The 15,653-nt window shown below is 48.3% G+C and carries 17 protein-coding genes and 1 pseudogene; 9 read left to right on the plus strand and 9 right to left on the minus strand.

Going from position 1 to position 15,653, the window contains the following annotated elements:
* Window positions 1–198 precede the first annotated feature (198 nt).
* The 7 genes and pseudogenes from PP769_RS02070 (at window position 199) to PP769_RS02100 (ending at window position 5,507) form a co-directional block, all read left to right on the plus strand.
* Entirely contained in the window at window positions 199–1,131 is a 933-nt protein-coding gene (locus PP769_RS02070; RefSeq protein WP_312644594.1) for a cobalamin-binding protein, read from the plus strand.
* A 139-nt stretch (window positions 1,132–1,270) separates the two neighbouring features.
* The gene (locus PP769_RS02075; RefSeq protein WP_312644596.1) at window positions 1,271–1,774 is read left to right on the plus strand and encodes a Fur family transcriptional regulator; all 504 of its coding nucleotides are present in this window, start codon (window positions 1,271–1,273) and stop codon (window positions 1,772–1,774) included.
* Complete coding sequence (locus PP769_RS02080; protein ID WP_312644598.1) at window positions 1,758–2,186, plus strand: rubrerythrin family protein; 429 nt, start codon at window positions 1,758–1,760, stop codon at window positions 2,184–2,186. The genes PP769_RS02075 and PP769_RS02080 overlap by 17 nt, the downstream gene beginning before the upstream one ends.
* A gap of 91 nt (window positions 2,187–2,277) precedes the next feature.
* The gene (locus PP769_RS02085; protein WP_312644600.1) at window positions 2,278–3,552 is read left to right on the plus strand and encodes a heterodisulfide reductase-related iron-sulfur binding cluster; all 1,275 of its coding nucleotides are present in this window, start codon (window positions 2,278–2,280) and stop codon (window positions 3,550–3,552) included.
* Window positions 3,549–4,130 carry a DUF3501 family protein gene (locus tag PP769_RS02090; protein ID WP_312644602.1) on the plus strand — a complete coding sequence of 194 codons (582 nt, stop codon included), beginning with the start codon at window positions 3,549–3,551 and terminating at the stop codon, window positions 4,128–4,130. The genes PP769_RS02085 and PP769_RS02090 overlap by 4 nt, the downstream gene beginning before the upstream one ends.
* A 152-nt stretch (window positions 4,131–4,282) precedes the next feature.
* Window positions 4,283–4,618, plus strand: a pseudogene (gene erpA / locus PP769_RS02095) (iron-sulfur cluster insertion protein ErpA); the annotation flags it as partial.
* A gap of 94 nt (window positions 4,619–4,712) precedes the next feature.
* Window positions 4,713–5,507: a 6-carboxytetrahydropterin synthase gene (locus tag PP769_RS02100; protein ID WP_312644604.1), complete on the plus strand. Its 795-nt coding sequence runs from the start codon at window positions 4,713–4,715 to the stop codon at window positions 5,505–5,507.
* A 122-nt stretch (window positions 5,508–5,629) separates the two neighbouring features.
* Here PP769_RS02100 and PP769_RS02105 read toward each other — a convergent pair whose 3' ends face one another.
* Both PP769_RS02105 and PP769_RS02110 read right to left on the minus strand, forming a co-directional pair.
* Entirely contained in the window at window positions 5,630–5,968 is a 339-nt protein-coding gene (locus tag PP769_RS02105) for a thioredoxin family protein (protein WP_312644606.1), read from the minus strand.
* A gap of 78 nt (window positions 5,969–6,046) precedes the next feature.
* The gene (locus PP769_RS02110; RefSeq protein ID WP_312644608.1) at window positions 6,047–6,520 is read right to left on the minus strand and encodes a peroxiredoxin; all 474 of its coding nucleotides are present in this window, start codon (window positions 6,518–6,520) and stop codon (window positions 6,047–6,049) included.
* A 394-nt stretch (window positions 6,521–6,914) separates the two neighbouring features.
* Here PP769_RS02110 and PP769_RS02115 point away from each other — a divergent pair, with 394 nt between their 5' ends.
* Complete coding sequence (locus PP769_RS02115) at window positions 6,915–9,314, plus strand: penicillin-binding protein 1A (RefSeq protein WP_312644611.1); 2,400 nt, start codon at window positions 6,915–6,917, stop codon at window positions 9,312–9,314.
* A 43-nt stretch (window positions 9,315–9,357) separates the two neighbouring features.
* On the opposite strand, the gene iscX is transcribed toward PP769_RS02115, so the two are convergent.
* The 7 genes from iscX to PP769_RS02150 all read right to left on the minus strand — a co-directional run bounded on the left by iscX (window position 9,358) and on the right by PP769_RS02150 (window position 14,873).
* Window positions 9,358–9,576, minus strand: a complete 219-nt coding sequence (iscX, locus tag PP769_RS02120; protein WP_376753390.1) for a Fe-S cluster assembly protein IscX — start codon at window positions 9,574–9,576, stop codon at window positions 9,358–9,360.
* Between the two features lie 59 nt (window positions 9,577–9,635).
* Window positions 9,636–11,453: a molecular chaperone DnaK gene (gene dnaK, locus PP769_RS02125; protein WP_312644613.1), complete on the minus strand. Its 1,818-nt coding sequence runs from the start codon at window positions 11,451–11,453 to the stop codon at window positions 9,636–9,638.
* 26 nt (window positions 11,454–11,479) lie between these two features.
* A complete protein-coding gene (hscB, locus tag PP769_RS02130; protein WP_312644616.1) occupies window positions 11,480–12,229 on the minus strand; it encodes a Fe-S protein assembly co-chaperone HscB in 750 nt (249 codons plus the stop codon).
* A gap of 57 nt (window positions 12,230–12,286) precedes the next feature.
* Window positions 12,287–12,640, minus strand: a complete 354-nt coding sequence (locus PP769_RS02135; protein WP_312644618.1) for a HesB/IscA family protein — start codon at window positions 12,638–12,640, stop codon at window positions 12,287–12,289.
* A 41-nt stretch (window positions 12,641–12,681) separates the two neighbouring features.
* Window positions 12,682–13,098, minus strand: coding sequence for a Fe-S cluster assembly scaffold IscU (gene iscU / locus PP769_RS02140; protein ID WP_312644621.1), 417 nt, complete (start codon window positions 13,096–13,098; stop codon window positions 12,682–12,684).
* Between the two features lie 78 nt (window positions 13,099–13,176).
* Window positions 13,177–14,391 (minus strand): IscS subfamily cysteine desulfurase, encoded by a 1,215-nt coding sequence (locus PP769_RS02145; RefSeq protein ID WP_312644623.1) that lies wholly within the window; start codon window positions 14,389–14,391, stop codon window positions 13,177–13,179.
* Complete coding sequence (locus PP769_RS02150) at window positions 14,388–14,873, minus strand: RrF2 family transcriptional regulator (RefSeq protein WP_312644625.1); 486 nt, start codon at window positions 14,871–14,873, stop codon at window positions 14,388–14,390. Before PP769_RS02150 ends, PP769_RS02145 begins: the two co-directional genes overlap by 4 nt.
* A 203-nt stretch (window positions 14,874–15,076) precedes the next feature.
* Here PP769_RS02150 and PP769_RS02155 point away from each other — a divergent pair, with 203 nt between their 5' ends.
* Window positions 15,077–15,490 (plus strand): 2Fe-2S iron-sulfur cluster-binding protein, encoded by a 414-nt coding sequence (locus PP769_RS02155; protein ID WP_312644627.1) that lies wholly within the window; start codon window positions 15,077–15,079, stop codon window positions 15,488–15,490.
* The last annotated feature ends 163 nt before the right edge of the window (window positions 15,491–15,653 follow it).

A 15,653-nucleotide genomic window follows, 5' to 3' on the forward strand; every position in this document is an offset into this window, starting at 1 on the left:
AACACAAGACATAATCGTGAGCGTTTTGCCGAGCCATGCTGAAATTACCTTTGTACCACAGATGGAAGATAGCTTCCATTCTCTCTCCGCTCTCTCCCAAACAGCTCAGGCAACCCAAAAAAGTTGCGGACGCCCTGCCTTCCTCAGGTAGGATGAGCGATTAATTTTCCCCGTTCTATTCACCTACAAGGAAATATTATGTCTTCTCGCATTGTGTCGTTGATTCCTAGTGGGACAGAAATGGTCTGCGCTTTAGGTTGCCGTGCCCAGCTTGTCGGCCGGTCACACGAATGCGATTTTCCTTCCGACATTACCTCTCTTCCTGTTTGCACTCAAGCCACGGTGGATAGTGAGGGAACGAGCCAAGCTATTCATGCCCAGGTTTCAGAACGTCTCCAGTCAGCCCTTTCCTTGTATAAGGTCTTGGTCGACCAAATGCAGGACTTACGTCCGGATGTCATCGTAACCCAGACCCAGTGTGAGGTGTGTGCCGTGAGCGCTGATGAGGTACAGCGGGCTCTTCGCGACTTGATAGGAATGTCACCGACGTTGATTTCCCTGGGTGCGCAGGACTTATCGGGGGTTTGGGACGACCTGACCAGAGTGGCGGACGGCTTAGGACAGCAAGCTGCAGGACAGGCATTTCTGAAAGAGGCCCACCAACGCATGGGCGATATTGCGGTCCGCTCCCAACAACAACCTACTCCCCCCACTGTAGCCTGCATCGAATGGATGGAACCACTGATGGCTGCCGGCAACTGGGTACCCGAACTGGTTCATTTGGCCGGAGGGCAATCGGTGTTTGGACAGGCAGGGACACACGCCCCATGGATAACCTGGGAAGCCTTGGCCGGTGGGGATCCGGATATTCTGGTCTTGATGCCTTGTGGATTTTCCATGGCTCGCATCCAAGAAGAATTGCCGGTCATGACATCACACCCATTTTGGCCACAGTTACGGGCAGTGCAAAATCAGAAGGTGTACCTGACGGATGGGAATCAGTTTTTCAACCGTCCGGGGCCGCGCCTCGTTGAATCCCTCGAAATTTTGGCTGAAATCTTTCATCCCACTCGTTTTCAGTTTGGGCACGAAGGCAAGGCATGGCGGCCGTGGATTCCTGCAAAACGTTAACCTTGAAAACGCAAATCACCGAATCACGGGGCTTTCCAATTTAGTCTTTGCCTGGCTTTCCCCTTGGCAACCGGCGTACTCCGGTTGACCGTCTCATTAGGGTTTTGTTAAGTAGTAATTATTCCTAAACAGGAATGATATGGAAATTCCATTCAAGGACATCAAACAGAAGTTTCAGGGATGCGGATTAAAAACGACCCCGCAGCGAACTGCTATTTATGACGCCCTCCTCCGCAGCACGACCCATCCGACCGCGGAAGAGCTCTTTGCCGAAGTCGCTCCGCAATTTCCGATGATGTCTCTAAACACCGTCTACTACACACTTGGGGCTTTGCGTACCTCCGGGTTGATTCATGAAGTCAATATTGGCCATACCCGGGCTCGATTTGATGCCAACCTGTCTCCCCATCACCATTTGATTTGCTTGGGGTGCCAGGCCATTGTCGATGTCATCGATCCCCGACTCAATCGCCTGGAATTCCCAGCCGGCATTCCCAAAGATTTTGAAATTACAAGTTATCAGGTCGCTTTCCGTGGACTTTGCGGCTCCTGTCGCCGCCACACGGGGCGCTCCATCAACCATTCATCACCGGGGTTACACCCCACAACCTTCAAAGGAGAACTCCATGGGAAAAGCTCTTAAAGGCACAAAAAGCCACGAAAATTTAAAAGCGGCATTTGCCGGTGAATCGCAAGCGAATCGACGCTATTTATATTTCGCCCGGCGGGCGGACATTGAAGGCTTTACCGATATCGGCGGTCTGTTCCGTGATACCTCTGAAGCTGAAACCGGACATGCGTTTGGGCACCTGGACTTTTTGAAGGAAGTCGGTGATCCTGCCACCGGCGTGCCGATTGGCAACACCGAAGCCAATTTAAAAGCGTCAATTGAAGGTGAGACCTATGAATACACCCAGATGTATCCCGGCATGGCAAAAACCGCTCGTGATGAAGGACTTGAGGAACTCGCAGAATGGTTCGAGACGTTGGCCAAAGCCGAACGATCCCATGCGAACCGGTTCACCAAAGGGCTGGAATCCCTAAAACAAAGCTGAGAGCTCCGGCATTATGACACACGGCGGCGGTCGATAAAGGCTGCCGCTTTGTACACACTCTTTCACAGACTTTCAAACGAAGTCATAACCTGTGTCAAAATTTGACCTTATCACTCCAGGCTGGACCCGGTCTCAACTCGAAACCGAGACACGACGTATTTTCGATGTCTGTGACGGATGTCGACGATGCTTTAATTTATGTCCCTCGTTCAATACTCTTATTGACCGGATTGATGAGTATGAGAGCGATTCAACGCAGTTCACTGCACAGGATTTCACAAGGATTGAACAGGAATGTTATTACTGCAAACTTTGTTTCAACCATTGTCCCTATTCTCCCCCCCATCAATATGATCTGGATTTTCCCAGGCTCATGGCTGCCTGGAAAAAGCAACGGACGGCTGAGGGTGGGGCCACATGGCGCGACAAGCTCCTGATCCAAACTGATTTGATCGGAAAACTGGGTAGCCTGACTGCTCCACTAACCAATTGGGCCCTTCGCACACCGTGGCTTCGAAGTCTGGTTGAGCGGATGATCGGAGTGCACAAAAACCGCCAAGTCCTTTCGTTTCAATCCCAGACCTTTACCCAATGGTGGGATCAGCGAAAGCCGGCTCCCGCACTTACCCGCAACCAGGGAAAAGTAGCCTTCTTCCCAAGTTGCCTGGTGACGTATCAGGTGACTGATATTGGGAAAGCTGCCGTGCAAATTTTGGAGAAAAACGGCATTGAGGTCGTGGTACCTTCAAATCAGCAGTGCTGTGGGATGCCACGGTTTGACTTAGGTGATACCGATGGAATGGCTAAGATTGCCGAGTCTCAATATCGACTTTTTGCGCCCTATCTCGATCAGGGATATGACATCGTCATTCCAGCACCCAGTTGTAGCCTGATGTTCAAACGGGAATACCCTTACCTCAAACCCACACCTGGAATGAAGCAATTGAGCGAGCGCACGTTTGATCTTTGCGAATATTTAATGCGGCTCAAACGGGAAGGTAAGCTTTCCCTTGATTTTCAAGCTAATCCTGGACGCGTGGCCTATCAAATTCCCTGTCATTTGCGTGATCAGAACATCGGATTTAAATCAAAAGAATTGATGGAGTTAACAGGGGCCAGGGTTCATCTGATCGAGAAATGTTCCGGACACGATGGAGCCTGGAGTGCCAAGACTGAATTCTTTGATCTTTCGATGAAAATCGCCAAGAAAGCCGTGCGAGTAATTCAAGAGGAACCGTTCGACGTCGTCGCCTCCGATTGCCCCCTGTCGGCACTACAACTGGACCAAGCACTTCAAACTGCGCCAACTCAATCGGCCCTTCATCCTATTCAAATCGTTCGTAACGCCTATGGATTAACACCATGAAACTACTCACACCGCAAGATCTACTCCCGGCTGCTCAATATGAGGAAAACCGCGCCGCCATTCGGCAAAAAATTATTGCCCTTAAAAAACGGCGCCGCATTTCTGTAGGAGAATTCGTGACCCTCGTGTTTGAGAATCGGGACACCCTGTTATTTCAAATACAGGAAATGATTCGAATAGAACGCATTTTTGATCCGGGAAAAATTCAGGAAGAATGTGACGTGTATAATGCCCTTCTACCAACTCGTCATGAATTGAGCGCAACACTGTTTATCGAAATCACCGATTCCGAAAAGATTCAACCGCTGCTGGACTCCTTTAAGAATATTGACCAGCCCAATACCGTGGGCATCAAGGTTGGCGACACCTCAGTTTTTGCAAATTTTGAGGCCGGGCATAGCAAGGAAGATAAAATCAGTGCCGTGCATTTTGTACGATTCTCCACCACCCAAACCTTTCGAGACCTCCTGGCCCAAGAGGAAGTCCCTGCCTTTCTAACTATTCTCCACCCTGAATATCGTACAGAAGCCCCAGTACCTCAGGAATTGAGGCAGGAATGGCTAAAGGATCTCAAGTGATTCATCATTTTGCCGTGCATGATTCCCCAACCTTGCAGCTTCCTATAAATTGACAAGATTAAAAGTCGTGCTTTAAGATGTAGATTCAATATTGGATTCCTTTCAACCGATTGAAAGGAAAGATGAATCTACAAAAATAATGTGATCATAAGGAGGATACAACGACTATGGTAACAATTACCCCGATCGCAGAGCAGAAGATTAAGGAACTGATTAAGGAAGAAGAGAATTCCGTCGGTTTGCGCATTTACGTCAAAGGCGGCGGATGCAGCGGCTATCAATATGGAATGTCGTTTGAAGATAAAACCAGCGATGATGACACCATCATCGAAAAAGGCGACGTGAAAGTCATTGTGGATTCCCAAAGTGCCCCAATGCTCAGCGGCGCAGAAGTCGATTACGTTGATAGCCTGCAAGGGTCGGGATTTGCCATCAAAAATCCTCAAGCGAAGTCCACCTGTGGATGTGGAAGCTCATTCTCGACCTAGAAACTATTCACTCAGAACCCTAACCAATTAGGGCTGGACTTGGACTTCCATAGGCGACCAAGATCCAGCCCTTTTTCTTTTCTATAGAGACTGCATGCCTAAAGCTACCCTCACCAAACGTTTAGAGTTTTGCTCCTCTCACCGCTACCACAATCCTGAATGGGATGACGCAAAAAATCGTGAGGTTTTTGGTCTTTGTAATAATGTGAATACCCATGGCCATAATTATTTATTGGAAGTCACATTGCGGGGGGACATCGACCCTGTCACAGGTATGATCATCAATTTATATGACTTAAAAATCATTTTAAATCAGGTTCTGGAACAATTTGATCATAAGAACTTAAATCTCGATACCCCATATTTTTCCAGGAGAATTCCCACGACCGAAAATCTCGCCGTCACTCTCTGGCACATTCTGGAAAAACATCCAGACCTTCCTAATCCGGATGCACTTCGTCTTTATGAGGACGAAACCCTCTATGCCGAGGTGAATGCGAATTTCATGGATGGTGCCCTCCACCCCGCAAACGGCGAATCGGCCATCATCGCTCGACGCTATGCGTTTTCAGCCCTGCATCAATCCGGGACAGGTCATACGCAAGGACATGACTATGATCTGTGGATTGCCACTAAGGGCCAAATTTCCAGCGACACCGGGCAGGTTATGAATTTACAGACTGTGGATCAAATCGTCAGAAACCAGATCCTTGCACGATTTGACCAGCAAAATCTAAGCCAGGATCAGGCCTTTGCCAACATTCCCGTCACAGACTCCGCACTTGCGAAGGTCATCTGGGAAACACTGGATCCCCACTTCCACACTCCCCCCCTATGCCGAGTCTCCGTGAGCCAACAATCAGGTGCCATGGCTGTGTATTCTGTTTAGCCTGAATCTGGAAACACCGTCTTGAGGACGCGCACGGACTCAATCAGGATACCCTGCCAGCTGAAAAACCCCCTGCAGGCCGGACAGTACCAGGACCGGGTGAGGTTTCCCCAAAACAGAATTTAGGTTGGGATAGAGAACGATTGCCGAATCAAGTCGGCCAGTTCGGCGGGTTCTAATTTTCCCTCTTTGGTAAGCACCAGCTCTCCATTGGAGAAGAAATGAGTGGTGGGATACGTTTCAAATTGATGCCGCTTTTTAATGGCACGGCACCGCCCCGGAACGTGCATTTTAGCCTTTCCAAATCGCACATTCGAATACTGTTGGGCAATGTCCGCAAGAACAGGATCATAGGCTTTACACGGTTCGCAGGTCGCAATGCCATATGCCACAACTGCAGCCGAAGCCTCCGTAAACCCTGCATAATTCTCATCGTTCACATCTTCAACAATACCGGACATCACAGCCTCGCAATTCAAGATTACAGACCGAAGGAGTAGGTTCAGGACCCAACTCCTTCGGTCAAACCATCCTCAGGATTAATTCAACTTTTTCAACGCTTCCAAAATTTCTTTGTCGTCACGAGCGGTTTTGATATCTTGAACTTTCGCATAGGCTACTTTTCCATTTTTATCCACAATGACGGTAGCGCGCTTTGAGCAATTTAACGGCTCAAAATATAATCCATAGGCCTTAGATACCGTCCGATGCATATCGGCGAGTAATTGATGCTTAAGATCTAGGGAATCCGCCCAAGCTTTGTGGGAAAAAAAGCTGTCACAGCTGATGCCAAAAACTTCGGCATTAACTGATCCAAAGTTGGGAAAATCATCGGTTAAACATTTGTTTTCTCCGGTACAAACCGGGCTCCAATCCAGAGGATAAAATGCCAGAACCACGTTCTTCTTTCCGCGATAGTCGCTGAGTTTAACATCCTTTTGGTCCTGGTCTTTTAATGTAAAATCGGGGGCTACGTCTCCGACTTTAACTTCTGCGGCAACATCTGTAGACATGATTGCTCTCCTTCGTTGTAATGGAAATGCCGAAAATTCACTTGACCTTTGGTGGTAACATGGGGTGAAAAAGTTTGTCAATCTGGCAGAAGCCCTACAGAATTGCCCATTTAGCCCTAACGAAGCTCCACTTCCGACGCAGTTTGCTGAGTCAGAAAGCCGTAAAAGGTTCAAGTCTGCTATCCTTCCTCACAATAATTTTTACCGACTCTCATCCAACATCGCGGGCATACGCCATGGCGGCACATATGCCGTCCAATCGGAAACAGATATCGATCTTGTGTTTTAGTCTTTCTCGGGGTATCGTAATTAAAAGGCAAGTGAAATCCTCTTCCTCCTTAATACCATCCAAAATCTTCCCAATCTCTAGGCCATTGTTGGTTACGTATCCTTTATGAGTAAATTCCAGACGTTTTTTTCCACGCTCCGCGGTTGGTCCTGGCTTCGAATAACGATAATCACCACATTTCTTGCCTTATGTGTCGGGGTAGGAGGTCTTGCGGGAATTCTCTGGATTGCGACCCGAGACCTTCCCACATTCGACTCCTTTCAAGACTACCATCCGAGTTTAGTGTCTAGAGTCTATGCAGATAACGGTGAACTCATTGGGCAATTTTTCATCGAACGTCGTCTGTATACGCCCATTGACAAAATTCCCAAAGCCTTCACGCAAGCAGTCATTGCCACAGAAGATACCCGTTTTTTTGATCACCCTGGGCTGGACATTGTCGGCATCGGCCGGGCGGCCTGGACCAACCTCAAAAAAGGCGGCCGGTTTCAAGGCGCTAGCACCATTACCCAACAGTTAGCCAGAGCTCTTTTTCTTTCTCCCGAACGAACATATCAGCGGAAAATCAAAGAGCTCATTCTCGCAGTGAAAATGGAATGGGTGTTGACCAAAGAGCAAATTTTAGAAATGTACTTAAACCAAATTTATTTCGGTCACGGTGCCTATGGGGTGGCCGCCGCCGCCTTAACCTATTTTGATAAAAACGTCTCGGATTTGAGTCTTCCTGAATCGGCATTTTTGGCTGGTCTTCCTAAAGCTCCAAACACCTATTCACCCTATCGGAATCCAGATCTGGCTAAATCGCGAAAAGAATTGGTCCTAGGGCGCATGGTAGAGGCCGGGTATATCACCAACGAAGAGGCGCAAGCCGCCATGGCCACAACCCTATCCTACCGTCACCAATCGATAGAACCGATTGCGGCCTATTTCCTGGAAGAGGTGCGTCAACACTTGGTGGATCGGTACGGAGAAACCCTTGTGTATAAGGGAGGGCTACGAATCTACACCACCTTAAATATTGCCATGCAGAAAATCGCGGAAGAAGCGGTTCGTACAGGACTCCGCCAATTAGATAAACGGCAAGGCTGGCGAGGACCGATTGAACATATTGCCTTTTCCAAAGATTTTACGCCTCCGGATACCTTTCCGGAACTACAAAGTCCAAAGGCAGCTCTTGTCCATGGCCTCTACCGAGCCCTCGTGACGGACGTGGCAAAAAAATCTGCTCAAATCTTGATTGGAAATACCTATAAGGGCTCTATCCTATTCGAGGATATGCGATGGGCCCAACGTCAATTGGAAAAAAGCGGGGATGTGGGAACAGCGGTCGTTCGGGAAAAAGCCACTCCACTCCAACTCTTGAAGGTCGGAGACATTATTGAAGTCGCCCCGAAAAATGGCACTGTCGAGTCAGGCGAATTTGTCTTAGAGCAAACTCCAATCGTGGAAGGCGCCCTCATCGCCATGGATCCGAGGACAGGCGCCGTCCAATCAATGGTTGGAGGGTATGACTATACTCGAAGTCAGTTTAATCGTGCCGTGGTTGCCCGTCGACAACCGGGTTCCGCCTTCAAGCCACTCATTTATGCATCGGCGCTTCAACAAGGCCTGACACCGGCATCCCTGATTCTCGATGCGCCCGTCGTCTATGAAGACGAGGATTTGGACCGGGTATGGAAGCCGGAAAATTATGAAAAACGCTTTTTTGGAACCATTACCCTTCGTGAAGCACTGCGGCATTCCCGCAACGCCGCAACAGTCAGGTTGCTTGAACAAATCGGAGTTCCCGAGGTCGTCAATATCGCCAGCAATCTGGGAATACGAAGTCCGCTCAGCCAGGACCTCTCTTTGGCCTTGGGATCCTCAAGCGTGACCCTCCAAGAAATCACCTCCGCGTATGGCGTCTTCGCCAATCAAGGTTTGTGGCTTGAGCCCTACATGATTACACATGCCAAGAACCTCAACGGGGAGATCTTAGAACAACACCAGTTCGAACCGCGACAAGCCATGACCAAGGAAAACGCCTACTTGATCACCAATATGCTCATGGATGTCATTCAAAGCGGAACCGGAAGACTCGCCAAATCTATTGGCCGGCCATTGGCAGGGAAGACTGGAACCACAAATAGCTATAACGATGCGTGGTTTGTCGGGTATGCCCCGAATTTGGCGACAGGAGTATGGGTGGGATTTGATGGGGTCCGAACACTCGGCAGATTGGAATCCGGGGCGCATGCGGCCCTACCGATTTGGACCAGGTTTGTTGATCAAGCCCTGCTCCACTCACCAGTTATGACCTTTCCTATTCCTAATGACATTCAATTCGCGCAGATCGACACTGCGACGGGTGACTTGCCATCCAAGACCAGTCGAAACATCAGTACGGAAGTTTTTCGTAAAGGAACGGAACCAGGAAAAGCGGCTCCTCAGAAGGCGAACCCTATGGATTTTTTTGAGTTCGACCGGTTGAACTCGGATTCCTCCAACCAGCTTTCCCCATTTTGAGAGAACTCTTCAAAACAGGGCGATTTCGCCGTCACACGTGTTCTCAGGACTGGGCATCCTGATACTCTTCATACCAGGCCATTTGAATGGCCTCCAGCTTTTTTTCATTGGACGTTTTGGGATCGTCCTTAAACTCAGGAAGGGCAACCACCCAGGCATGTAAATCCGTAAACCTGACCGATAAGGGATCAAGGTCGGGATGCTCTTCCTGCAGCCGAATAGCAATATCTTCAGTATCACCCCACATGAATTCCTGAGCCATGATTTCTTCCCCTTGGATTAATGGGTTTTGCCCATGCCTAAAGTCTCCCTATTGAGGGATTATTTTATGACGTCGGATAATTTCTTACTTTCGAGAGCTTCTTTCAACGTGGCATCCATCAACACTTCGGCCAAATGATGCGTCGTTTTTTCAACCTCAGCAATTTTCGCACGTATGACACGATGATCATCCCCGTCTTTAACTTCACCAAGCTGCCGTAAAATCTGACGAATGCTTTCCCTTTCCTTTTCATTGATTAAATTCGCTGCACGCCCCAAAGCTTTCTCCGTCGCCACGATGATCGCATTGGCTTCATTCCGTGCTTCTATAATTTGCCGGGCTTTGATGTCTTCTGTGGCAAATTGAAAAGAATCACGAACCATCCCTTCCACCTCATCGTCGGTCAGTCCATGAGAAGGTTTCACCTGAACCGATTGCGCCTCACCGGTCCGGATATCTCTGGCCGTCACCTGTAGGATCCCATTGGCATCAATGAGAAAGTTGACTTCTACGCGAGGGACCCCAGCCGGCAACGGTGGAAGCTTTAATTGGAAGCGGGCCAAACTTCGATTATCTTTCACCAACTCCCGTTCTCCTTGGAGGATATGAATATCCACCGAGGTCTGCCCATCAACATAGGTCGTGAACATTTCCTTTGCACTGGTTGGAATCGTGGTATTTCGACGAATCAGCGCACTCATGACCCCGCCCATCGTTTCAATTCCCAATGACAGGGGAGTCACGTCCAGTAACAAGAGGTCTGTGGTATGCCCGCCTAAAATATCAGCTTGAACAGCCGCCCCTAACGCGACGACTTCGTCAGGGTTCAGCTCAGAGTGCGGCTTTTTGCCAAACAGTTCTTCCACTTTCCGCCAAACCAGTGGCATGCGAGTATTCCCTCCGACCAGGACCACTTCATCAATCTGACTGGCGGTTAAGCCTGCATCTTTGAGGGCAAGCCGACAAGGCGCAAGGGTTCTTTCCACCAAACCCATCGTTAACGTTTCCATGCTCTCCCGCGTCCATACCTTTTCATACGTCGAATTGGGAAGCTCTATCACCGCCCGAGTTTGGGTTTCATCCGACAACCGGATTTTGACACGTTCCGCCTCCAACCGAATGGTTTGCATTAAATCTGGATTCTCGCCAACTTTTAGGCCTTGAGTTTGAAAAATATCATCAACCATCACATCGACGAGCAGTTGATCGAAATCATCTCCCCCTAAATGGGTATCCCCATTCGTTGCCAGAACTTCAAAGATTCCATCTTTTAATTTGAGAATGGAGATATCAAACGTCCCTCCGCCTAAATCATAAATTGCGATCAGACCTTGTGTCTTTTTCTGCAGGCCATACGCTAAGGAAGCAGCTGTCGGCTCATTGATGATACGCAGGATCTCTAATCCGGCAATCATACCCGCATCTTTGGTGGCTTGCCGCTGACTATCATTGAAATACGCCGGAACGGTGACCACAGCCTTGGAGATGTCTTCCTTTAAATAATCCTCGGCTCGCCGTTTTAATTCTTTCAGAATCATGGCGGACACTTGAGGGGGAGAAAAGGTTTTATCTCCAATTTCAATACGAATGACCCCGTTTTTTTCATGAAGCTGATAAGGAAAATACTTCAGGTCGTCCTTCACGTCATCCAGCCCCTTGCCCATAAACCGCTTCACGGAATAAATGGTGCTGGAAGGATCACGGATTAAATGGGCTTTTGCCGGCTCTCCCACGATCATCCCATTATCAGTTAACCCGACGATGGAAGGCACTTTGGTCTGCCCATCCGGGCCGGGAATGACATGAGGCCCATCTTTATCCATAAAGGCGATCAGCGAATTCGTCGTTCCCAAATCAATACCAACAATGCGACTCACAATATATTCCTTTTAGCTGAGAATGATTAGCCCGTGGTTTCGAGCAAATCGTTGACCATATTCCGCACATATGTTCGATTAGAAAGAATTTCCTGCATAGCACGCAAAATAGAATTTTTTTCCTCACGCGCCTCACCTGGAAGGGGAGTGCGTGCTTGCACCTGATCCCATTGTTTGAACTGACCCTTCAGGGACTCCTCCATTTCAGCCTGGCGTTTTTCCAAACGCTCTCGTTCGCCCTGCAACTTTTTCCGAAGGGCCTCAAGCTCAGGTGACGCGCCCTTGGGAACCAGTTGTCGGAATAATTCCAGATCTTCTTGCAGTTCCAGAACCTCTTCAAACAAATCCGCCGGGGGATTTGATCGAATATCTTTCACCGCTCCAGCCTCCAACCGGATCAAATATTCCGCCCGCAGAATGGGATCCTTGAGTGTGCGATAGCCGGCATTCAAAAAAGCAGAATTTCCTAAACTAATGGCTTTCTCCGATTCATCTTTTGTGGAATAAAAATCCGGATGAAAAGTACGACTTAATTCATAAAATGTCTGTTCCAATTGTTGTTCGTCAATGTTCAACAGACGAGGGAGTTGAAAGCAGGCAAAATAGTCCAGGTCCTTTGAAAGCGGCTGCACTTTAACGCATTGTCCACAGAGATATTCTCCCGTCACTTCAGATTGGCAGTGCCAGCACATACTGCGGGCCATGGGAAGTTCCCGGGCCTTTATCGTGGTTGGATGTTGATGTTCCATGATTTCTGGCTCTGACAACTCGGGCATGGTGAACTACCCCATGCCCGAGTTGTTACGTCACTATGTGATTGAAGAAGATTGGTCTTATGCTGAAAACGACTCTCCGCACCCACATGTCTTCGTGGCATTCGGATTAATAAATTTAAAGGCACCACTCACCATGTCTTTTTGATAATCCAGGGTCATCCCCTGGAGATAAATGGCGCTTTTGGCATCGACGATCACTTTTACGCCATCCACTTCAGTGACGGTATCAAACTCCCCGATCTTGTCATCGAAGTTGACGGTATAGCTCAACCCCGAACAACCGCCACCTTTCACTCCCAATCGAAGACCGCCCTCAGTAATGCCCTGAAGGTCCAATAATCGCTTGACCTCCTTCAACGCCTCCTCGGTCATGGCAACCGTTGAATTGCTTTCCGTGGTTTTTGTATCCATCGCCATTTCTCCCTACAACAAATCGTGAACAGTTCCCTAAGTTAGGATGAGGTAGCGGCTGCTTCCGGCTTGGGTTTCTTCTCTCCCGCTTTTTTCTGGTAATCCCCCAAGGCCGCTTTAATGGCATCTTCCGCCAACACCGAACAATGGATTTTAACGGGTGGGAGGTTCAACTCATGAACAATATCCGTATTCTTAATCTTTTGAGCATCTTCTAAGGTTTTCCCCTTGAGCCACTCGGTCGCCAAACTGGAACTGGCAATGGCCGAACCACAGCCAAACGTTTTGAACTTGGCATCCACAATAGTGTCGTTTTCGACTTTAATTTGGAGTTTCATCACATCTCCGCATTCCGGAGCTCCGACGACACCTGTTCCCACATCGTCAGCATCTTTTTGAAAACTTCCCACATTACGGGGATTGTTGTAATGATCAATGACTTTTTCACTATAGGCCATGGGCTATCCCTCCCTTTGTTGTATGGTATGACTGTGTGTTTTTTAAAACCATTTTGAATATGTCTTCAAGTATATCAATTAATGAGCTGCCCATTGAACGCTTTTCAAATCGACCCCTTCCTTGGCCATCTCATAGAGCGGAGACATCTCACGTAGGTGCGTCACAGCCTTAATCATGCGATCAATGGTGTATTCCACCTCCTCATCGGTATTAAATCGACCAAGCCCAAAGCGGATCGAAGAATGGGCCAAATCCGATCCAACTCCCAAGGCACGCAACACATAAGAGGGCTCAAGTGTGGCCGACGTACAAGCCGAACCAGAAGACAGGGCAATTTCTTTGACCCCCATGAGCAACGCCTCCCCTTCGACATACGCAAAACTAATATTGAGATTGTTCGGCAAGCGCTCAGTCGGATGCCCGTTTAAATAAACCTCATCCATACCCTTCATAATCCCTTCTTGAAGGCGATCGCGCATCTTGGCCATACGAACAGACTCGGTCGACATCTCCTGCTCGCATAGTTCGCAGGCTTTTCCAAATCCCACAATGAGGGGCACAGGCAAGGTTCCCGAACGCATACCCCGCTCATGGCCCCCACCATACATCATCGCCTCCAACCTCACTCTTGGTGCCTTACGTCGGACATAAAGGGCCCCCACGCCTTTGGGACCATAAATCTTATGGGCGGTAAAGGACATCAGATCAATTCCCATTTCCTGAACGTTTACAGGGATTTTACCCACCCCTTGTGTCGCGTCACAGTGGAAAAGGACACCTTTTTCTTTAGCAACTTTTCCGATGGCCGCCACGGGATTGATCGTACCGATCTCATTGTTGGCCATCATAATCGAAATTAAAATCGTCTGGTCGGTAATGGCATTGCGTACGTCATCCGGGCTCACCATGCCGGCTTTATCCACGGGGAGGAAAGTGACCTTGACACCCTTCTTTTCCAGATATTTCGCCGTATCAATCACCGCCCGGTGTTCCGTCGAACTTGTAATGATATGATTTCCTTTTTCCCGGTACATCTCCACCACGCCCTGCAAGGCCAGATTATCCGATTCCGTTGCCCCACTGGTAAAAATAAGTTCTTTGGCATCGGCATGGATAAGATGCGCAATTTGCTTTCGGGCTACTTCCACCGCCTCTTCAGCCTCCCAACCGAACGTATGATTCCGGCTGGCCGCATTCCCAAATTTCTCGGTGAAGAAGGGGAGCATCATTTCAAGCACCCGAGGATCGCAGGGGGTCGTTGAATGATTATCCAAATATATAGGCAACTTCATAATTGAACTCCTTTTGTTTTACGAGATTCCACAATGATTAAGGGGGGTTCGGCCATCATATCTTCAATAGACATGCTACTGAGTAAATGAAAAATGCTTTCTTGGACGCGCAACAGAGGCGTCCGGATATTACAATGCTCAATTTGTTCACAAGAGGCATGTTCATCCTTTTCATGGTAGCAATCCGCAATCCCCAGTGGGCCTTCAATAGCTTCCAGCACCTGCGCGATGGAAATCTCCCGTGGCTCACGGGCCAAGAGATAACCTCCCTTTGGTCCGTTTTGGCTTTCCACCATGTCATATTTAGCCAAGGTTTGAAGCACTTTGGCTAACAACTCCAGAGGAATATGATGTTCCTCAGCGATTTCTTTGGTGTTGACAACCCTGTTCGGATTAAAAGGACTGGTTTCTCCAGATCGGACCATGGCCATGTATTGGAGAGCCATCAGGGCATAATCTGCTTTTTTAGAAAGCTTCAGCATAATTACTTAATAATATTGATAGTGTTTATCTTTCTGTAATGCCGACTTATATGATCGGGTTTAACATAGCATTGACCTCTTGGGTCAGTCAAGACTAAAATGGTCGGAGATCCATTTAGTCGGAATTAGTCAGCACAAACATAATCAACCCCGAACTAATTTTGAAAATTTATTTTAACACATTGTTTTGTAAGGAGAATTAAATGGGAGGCAGTAATCCATATATTGAGAAAAGCGAAACAGCAGTCGCTAAGAAACCATTCAAACTCACCTTTATTACACCTGAAAAGCCTATTGAAATTGAGGTTGACCCGGAAAAGTTCCCTTATGGGGAAACAGGACTGCCTGGGAGCATCCTCGATATCGCGCTGGGAAATGGGATAGATGTGGAACATGCCTGCGGTGGAGTCTGTGCCTGCTCAACCTGCCATATCATTGTGAAGCAGGGGCTGGATACCTGTAACGAGGCGACGGATGACGAAAATGACCAATTAGATGAAGCTCCCGGCCTTACCCTGCAATCAAGACTGGGATGCCAGTGCGTCCCGAATGGGGAAAAAGACCTCATCATTGAAATCCCGGAATGGAATAAAAACCTTGTCAAAGAAAGTCACTAGGTGAGCACGGTTGTTTAAACGAGACAGGTAGTGAGAAGGATGTCCTCCTGCAGTCTTTCCGGTCCGAACTTATTCGAACAATGAGGTCCACATTTAATAGGGACCATTACCAGACTTCATCGACAATCAGATGACTCCCTAGCAATTATTGACTTCTTCCTGT

The sequence above is a fragment of the Candidatus Nitrospira allomarina genome, from assembly GCF_032050975.1.
In the GTDB taxonomy this organism is placed as follows: Bacteria; Nitrospirota; Nitrospiria; order Nitrospirales; family UBA8639; genus Nitrospira_E; species Nitrospira_E allomarina.